The organism is Herbidospora sp. NBRC 101105, from assembly GCF_030269205.1.
In the GTDB taxonomy this organism is placed as follows: Bacteria; Actinomycetota; Actinomycetes; order Streptosporangiales; family Streptosporangiaceae; genus Herbidospora; species Herbidospora solisilvae.
The window spans coordinates 103,872-121,601 of record NZ_BSSX01000009.1 but is presented as its reverse complement, the minus strand read 5'-3'; the positions used below and the strand labels follow the sequence as shown (position 1 = coordinate 121,601).

Sequence of the window (17,730 nt, the reverse complement as noted above, 5' to 3'; positions counted from 1 at the left end):
CCGGCGCCCCATCGCTTGACCTGGTTGGGGGAGACTTGTCCCATGGCCAACGAACCGGTGGTGCTCGACGGCGGCGATCGGCGCTGCGTGCTGCTCCTGATCGAGCTGCGCGGGCTCGTCGACTCGCTCGACCCCGGCACGGTCGTGCACCTCCGCGCCACCGACCCGGCCGCGCCCATCGACCTCCCGGCGTGGTGCCATCTGACCGGCCACGACTACCTCGGCGTGGTCGGCGACCACGTCTACGCGGTCCAGGTCGCGGGCGCCCCCACGCCGACCCAGCCCGACCGGCCCTGGCACGTGAAAGATTCATCGCGCTGAGCTGCGCCGACGCGTCGTTTCGTTGACCGGGAACGGTCCTCGCCGGACCATCCGCGCATGAGGATCCTGACCGCCCTCGCCGTCGCCGCAGCCCTCGTGCTCGGCATCTCCACTCCCGCCCGCGCGATGTCGTACTCCTGCGACGTCACCTACGACAGCACCGTCTGGACCGGCGGCTTCGTCGCGTCCATCACCGTCGAGAACACCGGCACGTCCACCTTCTCCCCCTGGCTGCTGCAGATCGTCTTCGCCGGAGACGAGACGATGAGCTCCGGCTGGGCGGCCACGTGGACCCAGACTCCCCCGAGCCTCCAGGCGGCCAACCCCGTCTGGGCGCCGTCGATCGCCCCGGGCACCACCTCGGCGTCCATCGGCTTCGTGGCGACGTACACGGGGACCTACACGAACCCGACCGGCATCACGCTCAACGGGGTGCCCTGCACCGTCACCTACATCTGACCGATAATCGGCGGAATGACGACCATCGAGGCCGCCGTCGCCGACGTGGCCGGGGTGAACACGTTCTTCGCGCTCGGCGTCGGCGGCGGGGTCCCGCTCGTGGAGCGGCTGGCCGACGACGCGGTCATCGACGCGACGGCGAAGCGGCTGCTCACCCTCGACCGCAGGGTGGCGGCGTCCATCCTGTTCCAGGGGGCGCTGGCGCGGTTGTGGTCTCCGTACGTCGGCCTCCGGGCCGCCCACGGCATCTCGATCGACCTGGCCGACGCACGCTGGGACGGCGACGGGGTGCGGGTGCCGGAACTGCGCGAAGGGCCGAGGTTCGCCCTCGAACCGCTGATGGCGGCGCTGCCGTGGGTGTCACCCAAGATCCTCTACGGCAACGCGGCCTCGGCGCTGACGGGAGCGGTGGGCGCGTTCTCCCGGGCCCGCCCGGGGCACGCCGCGCGGGCCGAGGCGCTGGGGCGCGAATACCTGAACGAGGGGCCGCTGACCGGCACGCTCGACCGGCGGGGAATCCGCCGGTCGTGCTGCCTGCACTACCGGGTGGGCGGCATCTGCGGCGACTGCGTGCTCACCGCGATCCGCTGATCGGGTCAGCCCTTGGTGCCCGACCAGCGGCCGTCGGCCTTGGCCTGGTCGACCTGGGCCTGCCCGGCGGGGCGCATCCGGCCCTCGTCGATGAGCCGCTGCGCCAGGTCGCTGTTGCGGGGCGACCACTTGGAGGTCTTCTTCCTCGGCTGGTAGCGGAGGATGTAGTAGTCGTCGTCGTAGCGGTACATCTTCGAGTCGACCCAGCCGTAGCAGGCCGAGGTCTCCAGGGCCTCCTCGAAGGTGATCGTCGGGATCCCGCGCCCCTTCTTCGCGAACTTCAGCCACAGGCCGGGCTCGTGGGCGTGGTTCTTCTCCAGCCAGTCTTCGAACGCCTCGGCGGAGGCGAACGGGATGATCGGAAATCCGTCGGACTCGTGGCGCTCCATGGCGGGGAGTCTGCCACCAGGGGTGGCGATCTAACGGGGGTGTCCTTTTTACCCGATATTGAAGGTTGGCGAAGGTTAGCCTAACCTAAGTCCACGTGACCGAAACTCTCGCGTTGCGCGGCTCCGGCCTGTCCCTCGCTTACCAAGGCGCCCCCGTCGTCCACGACGCCGGGATCGTGCTGCGCCCCGGCCGGGTGACCGCGCTCGTCGGCCCCAACGGCAGCGGCAAGTCGACCCTGCTGCGCGCGCTGGCCCGTCTCCACGAGCCCGTTTCCGGTTCCGTACGGCTCGGCGACGACACCTCCGCCTTCGACCTGGCCCCTCGCGAGTTCGCCAGAAAGGTGACGCTGCTTTCCCAGTCCCGGCCGACGCCCTCGGGCGTGCTGGTGCGCGACGTGGTGGCGTACGGCCGCCATCCCCACCGGGGACGCTGGCGGGCCGGCGACGCCGAGGGCGCGGCGGCGGTGGCGCGGGCGATGGACCTGACCGGGACGACCGCCATGGCCGACCGTCCCGCCGACGAGCTGTCCGGCGGCGAACTCCAGCGTGTCTGGCTGGCCACCTGCCTGGCCCAGCAGACCGGCGTGCTGCTGCTGGACGAGCCCACGACCTTCCTCGACCTGCGCTACCAGGTCGAACTGCTCGACCTGGTCCGCGATCTGGCCGACCACCACGACGTCGCCGTCGGCGTCGTGCTGCACGACCTCGACCAGGCCGCCGCCGTCGCCGACGAGGTCGTGCTGCTGCACGGCGGCCGGATCAGGGCCGTCGGCTCCCCCGCCGAGGTCCTCACCGAGTCGCTGCTGACCGAGGCCTACGGCATCCGGGTCGAGGTGACCCACGACGGCGCGACGATCCGGACCCGTCCGGTCGGCCGTCATTCGAAAAGCACCATTTAAGGAAGACGTTCAATGAAGCCCCTGCGCACCGCGCTCCTCATCGCCGCCGTCCTGGGATTGGGCGCGTGCGGCACGACCGAGCCCGCCGCAGCCCCCGCCACCGCGCCCGCCGCCTCCGGGAGCGCGGCCCAGGCGATCACCATCACCGACTCCCTCGGCCGCGAGGTCAAGCTCGCCAAGCCCGCCACCCGCGTGGTCGGCCTGGAGTGGGGCGAGATCGAGATGCTCGTCGGCCTCGGCGTGATGCCGGTCGGCGCGGCCGACGTCAAGGGATACGCCACCTGGGTCACCGCCGCGCCGCTCGACCCGTCGGTCAAGGACGTCGGCACCCGCGGCGAGCCGAGCGTCGACTCCATCGTGGCCCTGCAGCCCGACCTGATCGTGATGGAGGCCGCGGCCAACAGCCCGCTGGTGGCGCAGCTGGAGAAGTTCGTCCCGGTGCTGGTGCCCAAGGGCTCGTCGGCCACCGACAACCTGGGCCGCATGCGCGCCGACCTGAAGATGATCGCGACCGCCGTCGGCAAGGAGGCCGAGGCCGACCGGCTGCTCGCCGACATGGACACCAGGCTCGCCGGCGCGAAATCGGCCATCGAGGCCGCCGGGCACGCCGGCAGCTCGTTCGCCATGGCCGACGGATGGTCCGAAGGCGGCAGCGTGTCGATCCGGATGTTCGGCAAGGGCGCCCTGGTCGCCGAGACCGCCGAGGCCATCGGCCTGCGCAACGCCTGGACGGGCGACGTCGACCCCGACTGGGGCCTGGGCACCACCGACGTCGAGGGCCTGTCCCCGCTCAAGGACGAGAAAATCCGCTTCTTCTACAACGCCAGCGACGGCGCCGACGTCTTCGCCGACGACCTCAAGGACAACGCCATCTGGACCTCCCTGCCGTTCGTCAAAAGCGGTCAGGTCACCAAGTTGCCCGACGGCATCTGGACGTTCGGCGGCCCCCTCTCGGTGGCCCAGTACGCCGACGCGCTCGTGAAGGCCTACACGGCTTGAGCGCCGATCCACGGATGACGACGCCGGAAGTCGCGGACCCTGCAGGCGACGCGGGGCTTCCGGCGGCCTCCGCGCGCCCGCGCGGTCCCCTGCGCGTGGGCGTCGCGGGGGTCGTGCTGATCACCGTCGCCGCGATCGTGGTGGTCGCGGCGGTGCACGTCACCCAGGGCACCTCCTCAGTCGGCCTGTTCGACCTGCTGAACACCGGCGACGAGGCCATGCGCGTGCTGCTGGCCTCCCGGCTGCCGCGCCTGCTCGCCGCAATCGCGGTCGGGCTGGCGCTCGGCGCGTCGGGGGCGCTGCTCCAGTCGATCTCGCGCAACCCGCTCGCCTCCCCCGACACCCTGGCGGTCTCCTCCGGGGCCTATCTCGCCGTGGTCGCCGCCGCCGCGCTGGGCGTCAACCTGCCGGTCCTGCCGTCGGGCGGGCTGGCCTTCCTCGGCGGCCTGGCGGCGGCCGGGCTGGTCATGGCCGTGTCGGCGGGCGGGCGCAGCGGCACCACCCGGCTGATCCTGGCCGGGTCGGCGGCGGCGCTCGCGTTCACGGCGCTGACGAACCTGATGATGATCCTGTTCCAGCAGGAGACGACGGGCCTGTACGCCTGGGGTTCGGGCGCGCTGACGCAGAAGGACCTGTCGGTCGTGACGCAGATCGGACCGGTCATCGTGCTCGCGCTGGCCGCGGGGGTGCTGCTCGGGCCCCGGCTCGACGTGCTCGGGCTCGGCGACGAGGGCGCGACCGTGCTCGGCGTGAACGTGCGCCGGTTGCGGTTCTGGGTGACCCTGCTCGCCGTGCTGCTGGCCACGTCGGCCGTCGTGATCGCCGGCCCGGTCGGGTTCGTCGGGCTCTGCGCGCCGGTGGTCGTGCGGCTGGCCGGGCGGTGGTTGCCCGGCCTGCTGGCGCACCGGCTCCTGGTCCCGCTCTCCGGCCTGGCCGGGGTGCTGGTGGTGCTGGCCGCCGACGTGTCGCTGCGGGCACTGTTCGGCGGCCAGTCGGGGGTCGACGTGCCGCCCGGCGTGGTGACGGCGCTGCTCGGCGCCGCGGTCATGGTCTACCTGGCCCGGCGGCACCGAGACGGCGGACCGGCCCGCCGCCCGCCCGGCATCCGGGCCGCCGCCCACCGGTCGCGCGCCGTCTTCGCTCTCTTCCTGGCCGGCGGTACGGCCCTGCTCGCCGGGGCCGTCGTGCTCGGCATGCTCCTCGGCGACACCTTCCTGCGGACCGGCGACGTCGGCCTGTGGTTGCAGGGGCGCACGAACCTGGGCATCACGTTCGTGCTCGACCAGCGGTATCCCCGCGTCCTGGCGGCGGTGCTGGCCGGGGCCGCGCTCGCGGTGGCCGGCACGATCATCCAGGCGGTCTGCCGCAACCCGCTGGCGGAGCCGAGCGTGCTCGGCATCACCTCGGGCGCCGGGGTCGGCGCGATCGCGATCATCTCGTTCGCCCCGGCGGCCGGGCTCTGGGCCGTCACCGGCGCGGCCGGGCTGGGCGCGCTCGTGGCGTTCGCGCTGGTCTACGGCCTGGCGTGGAAGGGCGGCCTGAGTTCCGACCGGCTGGTGCTGATGGGCTTCGCGGTCGCCTCGGCCGGCACGGCGCTCACCGTGCTGATCATCGTGGAGACCGACCCGTGGAACACCGCCACGGCGCTGACGTGGTTGTCCGGCTCCACCTACGGCCGCACCCCGCTGCAACTGCTGCCGGTGGCGATCGCGCTGGCGGTCGTGGTGCCGCTGGTTGTCGCGCAGCGCAGGGAGCTCGACCTGCTCTCGCTCGACGAGCACACCCCGCGCATCCTGGGGGTGCCGGTGGAACCGGCCCGCCTCACCGCCCTGGCGGGCGCGGTGCTGCTGACCGCGACCGCCGTCTCGGCGATCGGCGTGGTCGGCTTCGTCGGGCTCGTCGCCCCGCACGCCGCCCGCGCCCTCGTGGGCGGCGCGCACACCCGGGTCCTGCCGGTCGCGGCCCTGCTGGGCGCGCTGCTGGTCAGCCTCGCCGACACCCTGGGCCGGACGGTCATCGCGCCCGCCCAGATCCCCGCCGGACTGGTCACCGCCATGCTCGGCACACCGTATTTCGTCTGGCTGCTGTGGCGGTCACGAGCGGGACAGGAGTCCTGACATGCACGACCCGTGGCACGTCTTCCAGGTGCGCGTCCGCCGTGTCGAACGGCTGAGCCCGGCCTTCCTGCGCGTCACCTTCACCGGCGACGACCTGGCACACTTCGCCGACCCCGGCTACGACCAGCGCATCAAGCTGGTCGTCCCGATCCCCGAGTACGGCACCCTGCTGTTCCCCGACGGCCCCGACTGGTACGCCCGCTACCGCGCCCTGCCCGACGAGCAGAAGAACCCGATCCGGACCTACACCGTCCGCGCCGTCCGCCCCTCGGTGGCGGAGGTCGACGTGGACATCGTCCTGCACCCCGACGACGGCCACCTGGGCCCGGCCGCCCGCTGGGCCGCGAACGTCCAGGAGGACGACCGCTGCGCCCTGTGGGGCCCCGACTCCCGGCACGGCGGCCCCTACGGCGGGCTGGAGTTCAAGCTGCCCGCCGACGGGGGCAACCTGCTGCTCGCGGGCGACGAGACGGCGGTCCCGGCCATCACCCGCATCCTGGAGCAACTCCCCGCGCACATCACCGGGGAGGCGCTGATGGAGGTGCCGGAGACGGCGGACGTACAGAAGGAGACCGCGCCCGCCGGAATGCGGGTCACCTGGCTCCCACGGAACGGCGCCGTGCACGGTTCCCTGCTGATCGACGAGGTGCGGGCCGCGGCGGCCCGCCTCATCCCGCCGGCCGCCCCCGCGCAGGTGGAGGACGTCGACGTCGACGAGGACATCCTGTGGGAGATCCCCGAGGCGCCCCCGGCGGCCTGCTACGTGTGGCTGGCCGGGGAGGCCGCCGTGGTCAAGACGCTGCGCCGGCACCTGGTCGGCGAACGCGGCCTCGACCGGAAGGCGGTGGCGTTCATGGGTTACTGGCGGAAGGGCCGGGCCGAGTCGATTTGAGGACATGATCTGACCTCATGGCTTCCTAGGGTCGCCGGCATGACACGCATCCTGGTGACGGGCGCCACCGGCAACGTCGGCCGCCCCCTGGTGAACCGGCTCCTCGCCGACGGCCACGAGGTCGTCGCCCTCACCCGCGACCCCGCACGGGCGGCGCTCCCGGAGGGGGTGGAGGTCCTTCAGGGCGACCTGTCGAACCCGTCGGGCCTCTTCGACGACGTGACGGCCGCCCACCTCATCACCTTCGCGGGCGACCCGGCGGCCATCGCCGAGGCGGCCCGCGGCCTGACCCGGGTGACCCTCCTGCTCGGCTCCCTGACGGTCGACCCGATGCAACAGGCCCTCCGCGCCGCAGGCCTGCGCCCGACCGGCCTGGCCCCGGTCGAGTTCATGTCGAACGTCCTGGAATGGGCTGACTCGATCAGAACGGAGGGCGTCGTCCGCGACGGCTTCGCCACCATGCCCAGCTCGATGATCCACGAGTCGGACATCGCCGCCGTCGCCGCCCGAGCCCTGACGGAGGACGGCCACCAGGACAAGGAGTACTGGCTCACCGGCCCGGAGGCGCTGACCGCCCCGGAGAAGGTGGCGGTGTTGTCGAAGGTCCTGGACCGCGAGATCCGCTTCGAGGAGCTCACCACCGACCAGATGGTCGAGACCTGGCGGTCGTGGGGCTTCGGCGAGGAGGACGTCGCCTTCATGCTCCAGGTCCGCACCGACCCCCCGATCCAGGGACGGACGGTGCTGCCGACGGTGGAGCAGGTCACGGGCCGCCCGGCCCGCACCTTCGCCGACTGGGTCCACGAGCACGCCGGGGCCTTCGCCCCCTGACGGTGAAGGTTTCATCGGCCGACGGCGACGTGGGCGAACCTCGCGAGCGGCGGCGCTCGCCCCGATGACCGGCGACCCCGACCTCGGCGGGGGCTTCTCCGCCGAGGTCCACGAGAGCGACCGTGGACGACGATCTGATGATCGAACGGCCGGGGTGGCTGTCGCGTATCTGCGGGTGTGAGCGTTTGAGGCCTTGCCTCTCTGATCGTTTCTGGGAGCATTGCGGTCGTGGACATCGGCGGGCCCGGATTACGCGTCGCACGCGCGGCGCTGTTCGCCGTCGTTTGCGTGCTCGCGTCGCTCGCCATGCACCTGCTCGCCGGGGGCTCCCCCGTCCGGCTGCCGCTCGTCGGCGCGGCCGCCTTCGCGACCGGCTGCGTCGCGTTCGCGCTGGCCCGCCGCCGCCTGTCCGGGCCGGTCCTGCTCGGGTTCTGCTTCCTGTTCCAGTACGGCATGCACCACCTGTTCGCCCTGGGGGCCGTGACCCCGCCGGCCGACCACCACACCGGCGGCGCGGCGGCCGCGCTCGGCATGGCCCTCGCCCACGGCGTGGTGGCGGTGCTGTCGGCGGCCTGGCTGGCGCGCGGCGAGAACGCCCTGGCGGAGTTGCTGCACCTTCTGGTGGCGCGGCTCCTCGTACTCGTGCGGCCCAGGATCCCGGCCGTCGGGGTCGTGCGGTTCCGGGGCGCGGCGGAGGCCGTCCCGGATGAGCGGTTCCTCGCCTCCGTGCTCCGGCGGAGAGGTCCACCGGTTCAGCCCGCCCGCTGAACCCCTCGACCTCTCATCCCCGGAGAAAAAACGATGACCTCGATCGACGTGCGTCCGACGACGCCCGAAACCGACCCCAAAGCGTCAACACACAACTACCGCCTGTTGTGGCGGTGGCACTTCTACGCCGGGGTGTTCGTCGCCCCGATCCTGTTCGTGATGGCCGTGACCGGGTCCATCTACCTGTTCAAGCAGCCGTTCGAGGCCTGGTCGCAGCGGGACGTGCGCGAGGTGGCCGCCGTCGCGAACCCGGTGCCGCTGGCCGACCAGGTCGCGGCGGCCCAGGCCGTCAAACCGGGCGTCGACATCAGGGCGGTGATCCCGCCGTCGGGGCCCGGCCGTTCCACGCGGATCATCTTCCAGGGCGCCGACTCCGGGCCGTTCGCCGACGGGATCTCCGTGTACGTCAACCCCGGCGACGGCAAGGTCCTGGGTGTGGTCGACGACGCCGGCACCTTCATGGCGACGGTCCGCAAGATCCATGGCGAGCTGATGGCCGGGGTCGCCGGCGACCGGATCGTCGAGACGGCCGCGTGCTGGTCGCTGATCCTGATCGCGACCGGCACCTACATGTGGTGGACGACCAGGAGACGCGCCGCCCCCAAGAAGAGGACCCGTGCCTCGCTGCGCCGCCTGCACATGTGGACCGGCGTCGGCGCCGGGGTGGCGATCGTGTTCCTGGTGTTGTCGGGGCTGCCCTGGTCGGGCTTCTGGGGCGACTACGTGAACAAGGCCCAGGCCTACTTCGACTCCGGCTACCCCGAGGTGACCTCGACCTCCACGGTCAGCGGCGACCTGTCGCACCACCCTGACGCGAAGGTGCCGTGGGCGGCGACCAACCTGCCCGTGCCGGAGTCGGAGGCGCACCACGGCGGGGGCGGCGGCGTGCTGCAGCCGGGCGCGATCGCGCTGGAGGCGGCGCTGGCGGCGGCCCGCCCCGCGATCCGGAACTGCCCGCCCGGCGAGTGTGACCTGAAGATGCTGCTGCCCGCCGAGCCGACCGGCGTCTACACCGTGGTCACCGACCACTACCGCGACCCGTCGGCGGGGCAGACCCTGCACGTCGACCAGTACAGCGGGAAGATCCTCACCGACTACGGCTGGAACGAGTACGGCGTGCTGGCCAAGACCGTCGAACTGGGCATCGCGATCCACGAGGGCCGCCGCTACGGGATCGTGAACCTGCTGGTGATGCTCGGGGCGTGCCTGGCGCTGATCGGGCTGATCGTGACCGGGGTCTGGATGTGGTGGAAGCGGCGTCCGAAGGGCTCGGTCGGCGCCCCCCGGCGTCCGGCGAACGGGCGCACCACCTGGGGTGTGGTGGCCCTGCTCGCCGTGCTCGGAATCCTGTTCCCGCTGGCCGGGCTGACGATGGTCGTGGTGCTGGTGATCGACCGCGTCGTCCAGAAGGTGACCGCGTAGGGGTTACGCCGCCGGGGTCAGTTCGGCCTCGGCGGCCTTGGTCTTCCGGTGCTCGCCGACCGAGTAGACGATCGAAGCCACCCAGACGAGGGCGAGGACGACGTACACGACCGTCTGGACCGGGGCCGAGGCGGCGATCCACTCACTGCGCAGGAGCGTGCGCACGTTGGTGATGATGATCAGGCCGCCGACGGCGGAGCCGAGGATGCGCGGCGGCACGTGCCGCACCAGCCAGGCGGCGATCGGCGCGGCGATGATGCCGCCGAGGAGCAGCACGCCGACCCAGGCGAAGTCGATGTTCTGGGAGCCGAGGCCGAACAGGAAACCGAGCGAGGCGGCGATGGCGACGAGGAACTCGCTGGCGTCGATGGAGCCGATGACCTTGCGCGGCTCCATCCGGCCGCTGGCCAGGATCGCCGGGGTGCCGACCGGCCCCCAGCCGCCGCCTCCGGTGGCGTCGACGAACCCGGCGAACAGCCCGAGCGGGGCCAGGAACCGCTTGCGCATCGGCTTGCCGAGTTGCCCCTTGGGCAGGCCGAAGGCGGTGAAGCGGATCAGGATGTAGAGGCCGAGCGTGAGCAGGATCAGCGACATGATCGGCGCGCCCGACTCGGTGGAGAGACTCGACAGGAAGGTCGCGCCCGCGAAGGCGCCGATTGCGCCCGGGATGCCGATCTTCGCGACGACCTTCCAGTCGATGTTGTTGAACCGCCAGTGCGCGACGCCCGAGGCGAGGGTCGTGCCGATCTCGGCCAGGTGCACGGTCGCGGACGCGGCGGCGGCGTTGGTGCCGACGGCCAGCAACAGGGTCGTCGAGGTGACGCCGTATGCCATGCCGAGGCTGCCGTCCACGAGCTGGGCCGCGAACCCGACGAGCCCGAGCAAGATCAGTGACCGCACGGCGTCTCCCTTCGATTCCTACTTTGCCCCTAGGTTAAATGATGAGCTTTCTGCGATGAAACTGCCGTTCTGTGCCATCTGCATAAGGCCAGGTAGAGGTAAGGGTCTCGCCACTCGGCCGGCTCGCGGCCCGGCGCCTTCCTAATGTCGGCCGTGTGAACGCATTGACGAGCGGAGATCTCGCCCTCGGCGCGGCGGTCGGGGTCGGCGGGCTGGGCCTGAGCATGGTGGGCCTGTGGGTGAACCGGCGCGGCCTCGACGAGCCGGGCCCGCCACCGGTGGCGTGGCGGATCGCCCGGGTGCGCGGCACCCAGTCGCTCTGCTGGCTGACCAACACCGGCACCGACCGCGCCCTGTCGGTGACGGCCGACTGGCGCAAGGCCGGCCCCGGCCTCGGCGACCTGCCCGCACAGGTGGCGATCGGGCCCGGGTCGAGCTGGCAGTTCCTGCTGCGCCCGGCGGCCCGGCACCCCTCGGTGCTCTGGCTGACCTGGGAGGGGCAGCCGGTGCCGGTGGCCGTGCCCCTTCCTTGACCGGACGTTGACGGCTCGCTCGCTAGTTTCGGAGTTATGACCGTTAAAACGCCTTTTGGGGCTGAATCCACGGCGAGTGAGGTCATCGAAGGCATCGACCTCGGCGGCAAGCGCGCCATCGTCACCGGCGCCAACTCCGGCATCGGCCTGGAGACCGCGCGGGTCCTGGCCGACGCGGGCGCCGAGGTCATGCTCGCGGTCCGCAACGTCGACGCCGGCATCCGCGCCGCCGACGAGATCGGCGGCAAGGTCGCCATCGCGCACCTGGACCTCTCCGACCAGACCTCGGTCCGCGACTTCGTCGCCGGGTGGGCCGGGCCCCTCGACATCCTGGTGAACAACGCGGGCATCTCCGCGCCCCCGCTGACCCGGACCCCCGAGGGCTGGGAGCTCCAGTTCGCCACCAACCACCTGGGCCATTTCACGCTGACCACGGGCCTGCACGAGGCGCTGGCCATGCGCCCGGGGGCGCGTGTGGTGGTGCTGAGCTCGGTGGCGAACCTGCGGTCGCCGGTCGTCTTCGACGACATCCACTACCTGCGCCGCGAGTACGACCCGATGGAGGCCTACGGCCAGTCGAAGACCGCCAACGCGCTGTTCGCGGTCGGCGCGGCCGGGCGCTGGGCCGGCGACGGGATCATGGTGAACGCGGTGATGCCCGGGGTGATCCGCACCGGCATCCAGCGCTACTTCACCGAAGAGGGCTTCCAGAACCTGCTGGACAACACCGGCCGCCCGGAGGGCAAGACCATCCCGCAGGGCGCCGCGACCAGTGTCCTGGTGGCGACCTCGCCGCTGCTCGACGGCGTCACCGGCCGCTACTTCGAGGACTGCAACGAGGCCGAGCCCTATCCGGGCACCGGCCCGAGGCGCGGCTACGCGCCCTACGCGGTCGACCCGGAGCTGGCCATGCGGCTCTGGTACGTCTCACAAGAGATGCTGCAAACCTGATCTACTGAGCCATATGTCCTCTCTCACCGACAAAGCACGTGTCTTCCGGTCGCTGCACGTCCCCGGCGACCCGCTGCTGCTGCCCAACGCCTGGGACGTGGCCAGCGCCCTGCTGACCGAGGCGGCGGGGGCCAAGGCGGTCGCCACCACCAGCGCTGGGGTGGCGTGGAGCCTGGGCGTGCCCGACGGCGACCACCTGGGCCGCGACCGCGCCGCCGAGGCGGTCAGGCGGGTCACCGAGGTGGTCGGGGTGCCGGTCACCGCCGACATCGAGGGCGGCTTCGGCGCCACCCCCGACGAGGTGGCCGTCACGGTCACCCGGATCCTCGAAGCGGGCGCCGTCGGCGTCAACATCGAGGACGGCCCCCGCAGCCTCGCCGACCAGTCGGCCCGGCTGGCCGCCGCCCGGCGGAGCGCCGACGACTTCGGCGTCCCGCTCTACATCAACGCCCGCATCGACACCTACCTCCGGGGCGGCGACGACCTGGCCGACGTCCTGCGGCGGGCCTCGGCCTTCCTGGAGGCGGGCGCGACGGGGATCTTCGTCCCGGGGATCCACGACCCCGCCCTGGCGGCGCAGCTCGTCAAGGAACTCGACGCGCCGGTGAACATGCTGCTCGGGCCGGGCGCGCCTCCGGTCAGGGCGTTCGCCGACGCCGGGGTGGCCCGGATCAGCCTGGGCTCCTCGGTCGCCTCGGCCGCCTACGCCGTGGCCCAGGCCGCGACCAGGGAGCTGCTCGGCGAGGGGACCTACACCTCGATCGCCGCAGGTCTCCCCTACGGCGAGCTCAACAACCTCCTGCAAAAGGGGTAGGACGCCAGTTATGGGGATCATTTCGCGCGCCTTCCAGGGCCGCCCGAGAGACCACGACGAGAAGCTTCCACCGGGGCAGTACCTGGTCCACGACTTCCCGGTGCTGTCGGCCGGGCCCACTCCGCGGGTGCCGCTCGACCGGTGGGAGTTCGCCATCGACACCCCCGAGGGCGAGGTGCACCGCTGGTCGTGGGAGGAGTTCCAGTCCCTGCCGCAGGAGACCCCGACCGTCGACCTGCACTGCGTGACCAAGTGGTCGAAGTTCGGCACCGAGTGGAAGGGCGTGAGCCTCGACGTCCTGATGGAGGACGTCGAGTCGGCCGCCGAGTACGCCCTGGCCTACAGCTACGGCGGCTACACGACCAACCTTCCGCTGGAGGACCTGCTCGACGGCAAGGCATGGATCGTGCACGAGTTCGACGGCGAGGAGCTGGCCCCCGCCCACGGCGGCCCGGCCCGGTTGCTGGTGCCCCACCTCTACCTGTGGAAGTCGGCCAAGTGGGTCAAGGGCATCCGGCTGCTGAACGACGACTGGCCGGGCTTCTGGGAGACGGCGGGCTACCACAACTACGGCGACCCGTGGCGCGAGCAGCGCTACCAGGGTGATTAAGCGGCTGACCTGGCGGGTGGCGACGGTCACCGAGATCCGCCAGGAGACCCCGACGGCCCGGACGCTGGTTTTCGACGTGCCCGGCTGGCCCGGCCACCTGCCCGGCCAGCACGTCGACGTGAAGCTCACCGCCGACGACGGCTACAGCGCCCAGCGCAGCTACTCGATCGCCAACGGCGACGACGGCGAGCGCGTCGAGCTCACCGTCCAGCAGGTGAGTGACGGCGAGGTGTCGCCCTACCTGACCGAGGTGCTGGAGGTGGGCGACCAGATCGAGCTGCGCGGCCCGGTCGGCGGCTGGTTCGTGTGGCGTCCGCACTCCTCCCCGCCGGTGCTGCTGGTCGGCGGCGGGTCGGGCATCGTGCCGCTGATGGCGATGATCCGCTCGCGCGGGAAGTCCGACACGCCGTTCCGGCTGCTCTACTCGCTGCGCGACCCCGGTCAGCTCTACTACGCGGGCGAGCTGGAGAAGGTGATGGCGGGGGTCGAGGTCGCCTACCTCTACACCCGGACCGCGCCGCCCGACGCGGGCCGTGCCCCCGGCAGGATCCGGGCGGCCGACCTGGTCGCCTACGGCTGGCCACCGGAGACCGCCCCCGACGTCTTCGTCTGCGGGCCGACGGGCTTCGTCGAGGCCGCCGCCGACCTGCTGACCGAGCTGGGCCACGACCCGGCGAAGATCAAGACTGAGCGTTTCGGACCGACCGGAGGCTGACCCATGGACCAGCTCGACTACCAGGACGGCAACGCCCTCGCCGGGCCGCTGAGCGAGATCTTCACCCTCGACGTCACCACGGCCCACGGCACCTGCGCGGGCTGCGGCCGGCGTGGGGCGCTGGCCGAACTGCGCGTCTACGGGCCCGAACCCGGTCTGGTCGCCCGCTGCCCGGGGTGCGAGGAGGTCGTGCTGACCCTCGTGCGCGGGCCGAAGGACGCCTGGCTCGACCTGCGCGGCTCGGTGTCGCTGAGGATTCCCATCGCTGAGTAGGCCCCTACTCACGCGCCGGTCCGGAAACAGGCGCATATTCGGGTCATGCTCATCATTCGCGCGCGACGCGTGTTCGACGGCAGGGACCTGACCGCCAAACGGGCCGTCGTCGTCTCCGGCGGCAAGATCGTCGACCTGCTCGACGACGCGCCGGAGCACGGCGACGTCCGCGACCTGGGCGACGTCACCCTGCTGCCCGGTCTCGTCGACACCCACGTCCACCTGGCCTTCGACGCCTCCCCCGACCCGGTGGCAGGGCTCGACCGCGAGGGCCTGTACGACCGGATGCGCGCCCACGCCCGCCGGCACCTGGCCGCCGGGGTCACCACGGTCCGCGACCTGGGCGACCGCGGCTACCTGGCCCTCCGGCTGGCCGGGGAGATGACCGACGGGCCGGAGATCCTCAGCGCCGGCGCCCCGATCACCTCGGTGAAGGGACACTGCTGGTTCCTCGGGGGCGAGGCCGAGGGGGTCGAGGGGGTGCGGGCGGCCGTACGGGAGAGGGCCGAGAAGGGCGCGCACGCGATCAAGATGATGATCACGGGCGGCGAGATGACCCCCGGCACCCACTCCCACCTCAACCAGTTCTCCCAGGCCGAGATCGACGCGGCGGCCGACGAGGCCCGCCGCCACGGGTTACCGATCGCCGGGCACGCCCACGGCGGGCCGGGCATCGCGGCGGCGGTCGCCGCCGGGTTCGACTCGGTCGAGCACGTCACCTTCCTCACCGCCGACGGCGTCGCGCCCGACCCCGAGATCATGGCGGCCATGGCCGCGAACGGCGTCGCCGCCTCGCTGACCGTCGGCCTCACGCCCGGAGTGGTCCCGCCGCCGAGGATCGCCGCGCTGCTGCCGAAGCTGAACGAGGGCCTGCGCCGCCTCCGCGCCTCGGGCGTCACCATCGTCGGCGGCAGCGACGCGGGCATCGGCCCGCCCAAGCCCCACGGCATCCTCACCCACGGCGGCGAGATGCTGACCACGGCCGGGATGACGCCGGTGGAGATCCTGCGTGCCCTCACCTCCGACGCGGCCACGTTGTGCCGGGTCGGGAACCGGAAGGGGCGGATCGCGCCGGGCTTCGACGCCGACCTGCTGGCGGTGCGCGGCGACCCCACGACGGACCACACCGCGTTACGCGAAACCGCCGCCGTGTTCCGGAACGGCTCATCACTCTGAGTGTCTGCCGATGTCCTGATGTAATCACGCCCTAGCATGCGGAACCGGACTGCTTGTCTTTCCCGGGGGGAAATCCAGTGACGCATGCGCTCGCCCATCAATATGTGTTCGACAACGACGGCGACCACTCGGCCGACCAGCATCGATGCCTGGCCGACCTGCTCGACCCGCTGACGTTCGGCCGGCTGGCCCAGACGGGCGTCGGCGACGGCTGGAACTGCCTGGAGATCGGGGCCGGCGGCGGCAGCGTCGCGCGGTGGCTGGCCGGCCGGGTCGCGCCCCGCGGCCACGTCTTCGCCACCGACATCAAGCCGGGCCTCATCCCGGCCTGCGACGGGCTGACCGTCACCAGGCACGACATCGTCCACGACCCGCTGCCGCCGGCGGCGTTCGACCTGGTGCACGCCCGGCTGGTGCTCAGCCACCTGCCCGAGCGGGCGGCGGTGCTGGCCCGGCTGCGCGACGCGCTGCGGCCCGGCGGATGGTTGCAGGTCGACGAGATCGACGTCACCCACTGGCCCGCCCTGCTGGCGCCCGACCACGGCTCCCGGGAGCTCTACGAGACCTTCCTGCGCGCGATGGCCTCGGTGCTCGTCGGCGTGGGCAGCGACCCGACGTGGGGACGCTCGGCCGCGCAGGAGATCGCCCAGGCCGGTTTCACCCAGATCGACCCCTGGTGCCACGTCGAGGTGTGGGGCCCGAAGTCGCCCGGCCTGGAGCTGCTCACCAGCAACAGCTTCCACCTGGAGGACCACTTCCTGGCCACCGGCCTGACGAGGGACCAGCTCGACGAGGTGCGGGCCGTGATGGCCGACCCGGGGTTCCGCGCGGTGTCCTTCACCGTCCACTCGGTGCTGGCGCGCCGGCCCGAGGAGACCTGATGGAGCTGGTGCGGACGGTTCCGATCCAGGATCCCGGCCCGCTGATCGACGCCGCGCCCTTCGCCGACAGCGTGCTCTGGCTGCACGGCGACGAGGGCATGGCCGGATGGGGCGTCGCGGCCCGGTTCGAGGTGAGCGGCCCCGGCCGGTTCGAGCACGCCCGCCGCTGGTTCCGGCAGTGGCTGGCACGGCGCAACGTCGACGACCGCGTGGGCCTGCCGGGCTCCGGGCCGGTCGCCTTCGGCAGCTTCACCTTCGACCACGGGCCCGGACGGTCGGTGTTCGTCATCCCGCAGGTGCTGATCGCCCGGCGCGACGGCGCCTCTTGGATGACAACCGTGGGCGACCCCTGCCATCCCGATGGAACGGTCCCCGATCCACTGCCGAACGTGCGGTGGCTGGCCGAGCCCGACGCCGAGGAACGTTTTCACAAGCAGGTCTCCCGGGCGGTCGACGACATCAGGGCCGGGCGGCTGCACAAGGTCGTGCTGGCCAGGGACGTGCGAGGGCTGCTCGGCGGGCCGTTCGACCCGCGCACGGCGGTCTCGCGGCTGCACGACCGGTTCCCCGGCTGCTGGACGTTCGCCGTCGACGGGCTCGTCGGCGCCTCGCCCGAGCTGCTGACCGGCCGGTTCGGGCGGATGGTGAAGTCGCTGGTGCTGGCCGGCACCGACTGGCCCGGCGGCGCGATCGGCCTGGGCACCGAGAAGACCGCGGTCGAGCACGAACTGGCCGCCGACTCGGCCGAGGACGTGCTGCGGGCCCACTGCTCCCAGCTCGACGTCCACGAACCGCACGAACTGCAACTGGCCAACGTCACCCACCTGGCGACCCGCATCAGCGGCACGCTCAGCCACAACGTCGACGCGCTCACCCTCGCCTCGCGGCTCCATCCGACCGCCGCCGTCTGCGGCACCCCGTTCCGGGAGGCCCTGTCGCTGCTGCGCGAGCTGGAGAACCTCGACCGCGGGCGCTACGCCGGCCCGGTCGGCTGGCAGGACGCGCGCGGCGACGGGGAATGGTGCATCGCGCTGCGGTGCGCCGAGGTGAAGGGCCCCAACCTGCGGCTGTTCGCCGGATGCGGCATCGTCGGCGACTCCAACCCGACCTCGGAGTGGCACGAGACCGAGGCGAAACTCGGCGCCATCCGGGATCTGTTCGCCGATCCCACCTGCGTAAAGTGAGACAG

Annotated in this window: 21 protein-coding genes; 19 read left to right on the top strand and 2 right to left on the bottom strand. The window is 72.2% G+C overall.

All coding sequences use genetic code 11. The annotated features are described in order from the left end of the window. Positions 1-42 precede the first annotated feature (42 nt). Genes QSK34_RS33025 through QSK34_RS33015 form a run of 3 tightly spaced genes read left to right on the top strand, consistent with a single transcriptional unit; the run spans position 43 to position 1,371 of the window. The gene (locus tag QSK34_RS33025; protein WP_285590032.1) at positions 43-321 is read left to right on the top strand and encodes a sulfurtransferase TusA family protein; all 279 of its coding nucleotides are present in this window, start codon (positions 43-45) and stop codon (positions 319-321) included. A 57-nt stretch (positions 322-378) separates the two neighbouring features. Then, the gene (locus QSK34_RS33020; protein WP_285590029.1) at positions 379-780 is read left to right on the top strand and encodes a cellulose binding domain-containing protein; all 402 of its coding nucleotides are present in this window, start codon (positions 379-381) and stop codon (positions 778-780) included. Positions 781-795: 15 nt separating this feature from the next. After that, complete coding sequence (locus QSK34_RS33015) at positions 796-1,371, top strand: (2Fe-2S)-binding protein (RefSeq protein WP_285590027.1); 576 nt, start codon at positions 796-798, stop codon at positions 1,369-1,371. A 5-nt stretch (positions 1,372-1,376) separates the two neighbouring features. Here QSK34_RS33015 and QSK34_RS33010 read toward each other — a convergent pair whose 3' ends face one another. Next, complete coding sequence (locus QSK34_RS33010) at positions 1,377-1,760, bottom strand: YdeI/OmpD-associated family protein (protein ID WP_161483538.1); 384 nt, start codon at positions 1,758-1,760, stop codon at positions 1,377-1,379. Between the two features lie 95 nt (positions 1,761-1,855). On the opposite strand from QSK34_RS33010, the gene QSK34_RS33005 reads away from it, so the two are divergent. The 7 genes from QSK34_RS33005 (at position 1,856) to QSK34_RS32975 (ending at position 9,688) form a co-directional block, all read left to right on the top strand. Next, positions 1,856-2,659 (top strand): ABC transporter ATP-binding protein, encoded by an 804-nt coding sequence (locus QSK34_RS33005; protein ID WP_285590023.1) that lies wholly within the window; start codon positions 1,856-1,858, stop codon positions 2,657-2,659. 12 nt (positions 2,660-2,671) lie between these two features. After that, a complete protein-coding gene (locus QSK34_RS33000) occupies positions 2,672-3,658 on the top strand; it encodes an ABC transporter substrate-binding protein (protein WP_285590022.1) in 987 nt (328 codons plus the stop codon). Between the two features lie 14 nt (positions 3,659-3,672). Continuing rightward, a complete protein-coding gene (locus QSK34_RS32995) occupies positions 3,673-5,775 on the top strand; it encodes an iron ABC transporter permease (RefSeq protein WP_285590021.1) in 2,103 nt (700 codons plus the stop codon). Position 5,776: 1 nt separating this feature from the next. Continuing rightward, positions 5,777-6,667, top strand: a complete 891-nt coding sequence (locus QSK34_RS32990) for a siderophore-interacting protein (RefSeq protein ID WP_285590019.1) — start codon at positions 5,777-5,779, stop codon at positions 6,665-6,667. A gap of 39 nt (positions 6,668-6,706) precedes the next feature. Then, on the top strand, positions 6,707-7,498 hold the full coding sequence (locus QSK34_RS32985; RefSeq protein ID WP_285590017.1) for an NmrA family NAD(P)-binding protein: 792 nt from the start codon (positions 6,707-6,709) through the stop codon (positions 7,496-7,498). Between the two features lie 228 nt (positions 7,499-7,726). Continuing rightward, entirely contained in the window at positions 7,727-8,266 is a 540-nt protein-coding gene (locus QSK34_RS32980) for a hypothetical protein (protein ID WP_285590015.1), read from the top strand. A 33-nt stretch (positions 8,267-8,299) separates the two neighbouring features. After that, entirely contained in the window at positions 8,300-9,688 is a 1,389-nt protein-coding gene (locus QSK34_RS32975; protein ID WP_285590013.1) for a PepSY-associated TM helix domain-containing protein, read from the top strand. Positions 9,689-9,691: 3 nt separating this feature from the next. On the opposite strand, the gene QSK34_RS32970 is transcribed toward QSK34_RS32975, so the two are convergent. After that, positions 9,692-10,588: a sulfite exporter TauE/SafE family protein gene (locus QSK34_RS32970; protein WP_285590011.1), complete on the bottom strand. Its 897-nt coding sequence runs from the start codon at positions 10,586-10,588 to the stop codon at positions 9,692-9,694. Positions 10,589-10,743: 155 nt separating this feature from the next. On the opposite strand from QSK34_RS32970, the gene QSK34_RS32965 reads away from it, so the two are divergent. From QSK34_RS32965 to QSK34_RS32925, 9 genes are all read left to right on the top strand, one after another. Then, positions 10,744-11,121, top strand: coding sequence for a hypothetical protein (locus tag QSK34_RS32965; RefSeq protein ID WP_285590009.1), 378 nt, complete (start codon positions 10,744-10,746; stop codon positions 11,119-11,121). A gap of 36 nt (positions 11,122-11,157) precedes the next feature. Beyond that, positions 11,158-12,072 (top strand): SDR family NAD(P)-dependent oxidoreductase, encoded by a 915-nt coding sequence (locus QSK34_RS32960; RefSeq protein ID WP_285590008.1) that lies wholly within the window; start codon positions 11,158-11,160, stop codon positions 12,070-12,072. Positions 12,073-12,085: 13 nt separating this feature from the next. Then, entirely contained in the window at positions 12,086-12,886 is an 801-nt protein-coding gene (locus QSK34_RS32955) for an isocitrate lyase/PEP mutase family protein (protein ID WP_285590006.1), read from the top strand. 10 nt (positions 12,887-12,896) lie between these two features. Continuing rightward, positions 12,897-13,496, top strand: coding sequence for a molybdopterin-dependent oxidoreductase (locus QSK34_RS32950; RefSeq protein ID WP_285590004.1), 600 nt, complete (start codon positions 12,897-12,899; stop codon positions 13,494-13,496). Beyond that, positions 13,489-14,211 carry a ferredoxin reductase gene (locus tag QSK34_RS32945; RefSeq protein ID WP_285590002.1) on the top strand — a complete coding sequence of 241 codons (723 nt, stop codon included), beginning with the start codon at positions 13,489-13,491 and terminating at the stop codon, positions 14,209-14,211. Before QSK34_RS32950 ends, QSK34_RS32945 begins: the two co-directional genes overlap by 8 nt. A 3-nt stretch (positions 14,212-14,214) precedes the next feature. Then, the gene (locus QSK34_RS32940; RefSeq protein WP_285590000.1) at positions 14,215-14,484 is read left to right on the top strand and encodes a DUF6510 family protein; all 270 of its coding nucleotides are present in this window, start codon (positions 14,215-14,217) and stop codon (positions 14,482-14,484) included. A gap of 45 nt (positions 14,485-14,529) precedes the next feature. Next, positions 14,530-15,660 carry an amidohydrolase family protein gene (locus QSK34_RS32935; RefSeq protein ID WP_285589998.1) on the top strand — a complete coding sequence of 377 codons (1,131 nt, stop codon included), beginning with the start codon at positions 14,530-14,532 and terminating at the stop codon, positions 15,658-15,660. Positions 15,661-15,737: 77 nt separating this feature from the next. Beyond that, on the top strand, positions 15,738-16,541 hold the full coding sequence (locus tag QSK34_RS32930) for a class I SAM-dependent methyltransferase (RefSeq protein ID WP_285589996.1): 804 nt from the start codon (positions 15,738-15,740) through the stop codon (positions 16,539-16,541). Next, complete coding sequence (locus tag QSK34_RS32925) at positions 16,541-17,725, top strand: isochorismate synthase (protein WP_161483521.1); 1,185 nt, start codon at positions 16,541-16,543, stop codon at positions 17,723-17,725. The genes QSK34_RS32930 and QSK34_RS32925 overlap by 1 nt, the downstream gene beginning before the upstream one ends. Positions 17,726-17,730: the final 5 nt, after the last annotated feature.

What these genes read in the sequence shown, in the direction of transcription:
- QSK34_RS33025 (WP_285590032.1), top strand. Translation starts at nt 43, where the DNA reads ATGGCCAACGAACCGGTGGTGCTCGACGGCGGCGATCGGCGCTGCGTG.
- QSK34_RS32950 (WP_285590004.1), top strand. Translation starts at nt 12,897, where the DNA reads ATGGGGATCATTTCGCGCGCCTTCCAGGGCCGCCCGAGAGACCACGAC.
- QSK34_RS32955 (WP_285590006.1), top strand. Translation starts at nt 12,086, where the DNA reads ATGTCCTCTCTCACCGACAAAGCACGTGTCTTCCGGTCGCTGCACGTC.
- QSK34_RS32960 (WP_285590008.1), top strand. Translation starts at nt 11,158, where the DNA reads ATGACCGTTAAAACGCCTTTTGGGGCTGAATCCACGGCGAGTGAGGTC.
- QSK34_RS32935 (WP_285589998.1), top strand. Translation starts at nt 14,530, where the DNA reads ATGCTCATCATTCGCGCGCGACGCGTGTTCGACGGCAGGGACCTGACC.
- QSK34_RS32975 (WP_285590013.1), top strand. Translation starts at nt 8,300, where the DNA reads ATGACCTCGATCGACGTGCGTCCGACGACGCCCGAAACCGACCCCAAA.
- QSK34_RS32940 (WP_285590000.1), top strand. Translation starts at nt 14,215, where the DNA reads ATGGACCAGCTCGACTACCAGGACGGCAACGCCCTCGCCGGGCCGCTG.
- QSK34_RS33015 (WP_285590027.1), top strand. Translation starts at nt 796, where the DNA reads ATGACGACCATCGAGGCCGCCGTCGCCGACGTGGCCGGGGTGAACACG.
- QSK34_RS33010 (WP_161483538.1), bottom strand. Translation starts at nt 1,760, where the DNA reads ATGGAGCGCCACGAGTCCGACGGATTTCCGATCATCCCGTTCGCCTCC.
- QSK34_RS32985 (WP_285590017.1), top strand. Translation starts at nt 6,707, where the DNA reads ATGACACGCATCCTGGTGACGGGCGCCACCGGCAACGTCGGCCGCCCC.
- QSK34_RS33020 (WP_285590029.1), top strand. Translation starts at nt 379, where the DNA reads ATGAGGATCCTGACCGCCCTCGCCGTCGCCGCAGCCCTCGTGCTCGGC.
- QSK34_RS33000 (WP_285590022.1), top strand. Translation starts at nt 2,672, where the DNA reads ATGAAGCCCCTGCGCACCGCGCTCCTCATCGCCGCCGTCCTGGGATTG.
- QSK34_RS32925 (WP_161483521.1), top strand. Translation starts at nt 16,541, where the DNA reads ATGGAGCTGGTGCGGACGGTTCCGATCCAGGATCCCGGCCCGCTGATC.
- QSK34_RS32990 (WP_285590019.1), top strand. Translation starts at nt 5,777, where the DNA reads ATGCACGACCCGTGGCACGTCTTCCAGGTGCGCGTCCGCCGTGTCGAA.
- QSK34_RS32995 (WP_285590021.1), top strand. Translation starts at nt 3,673, where the DNA reads ATGACGACGCCGGAAGTCGCGGACCCTGCAGGCGACGCGGGGCTTCCG.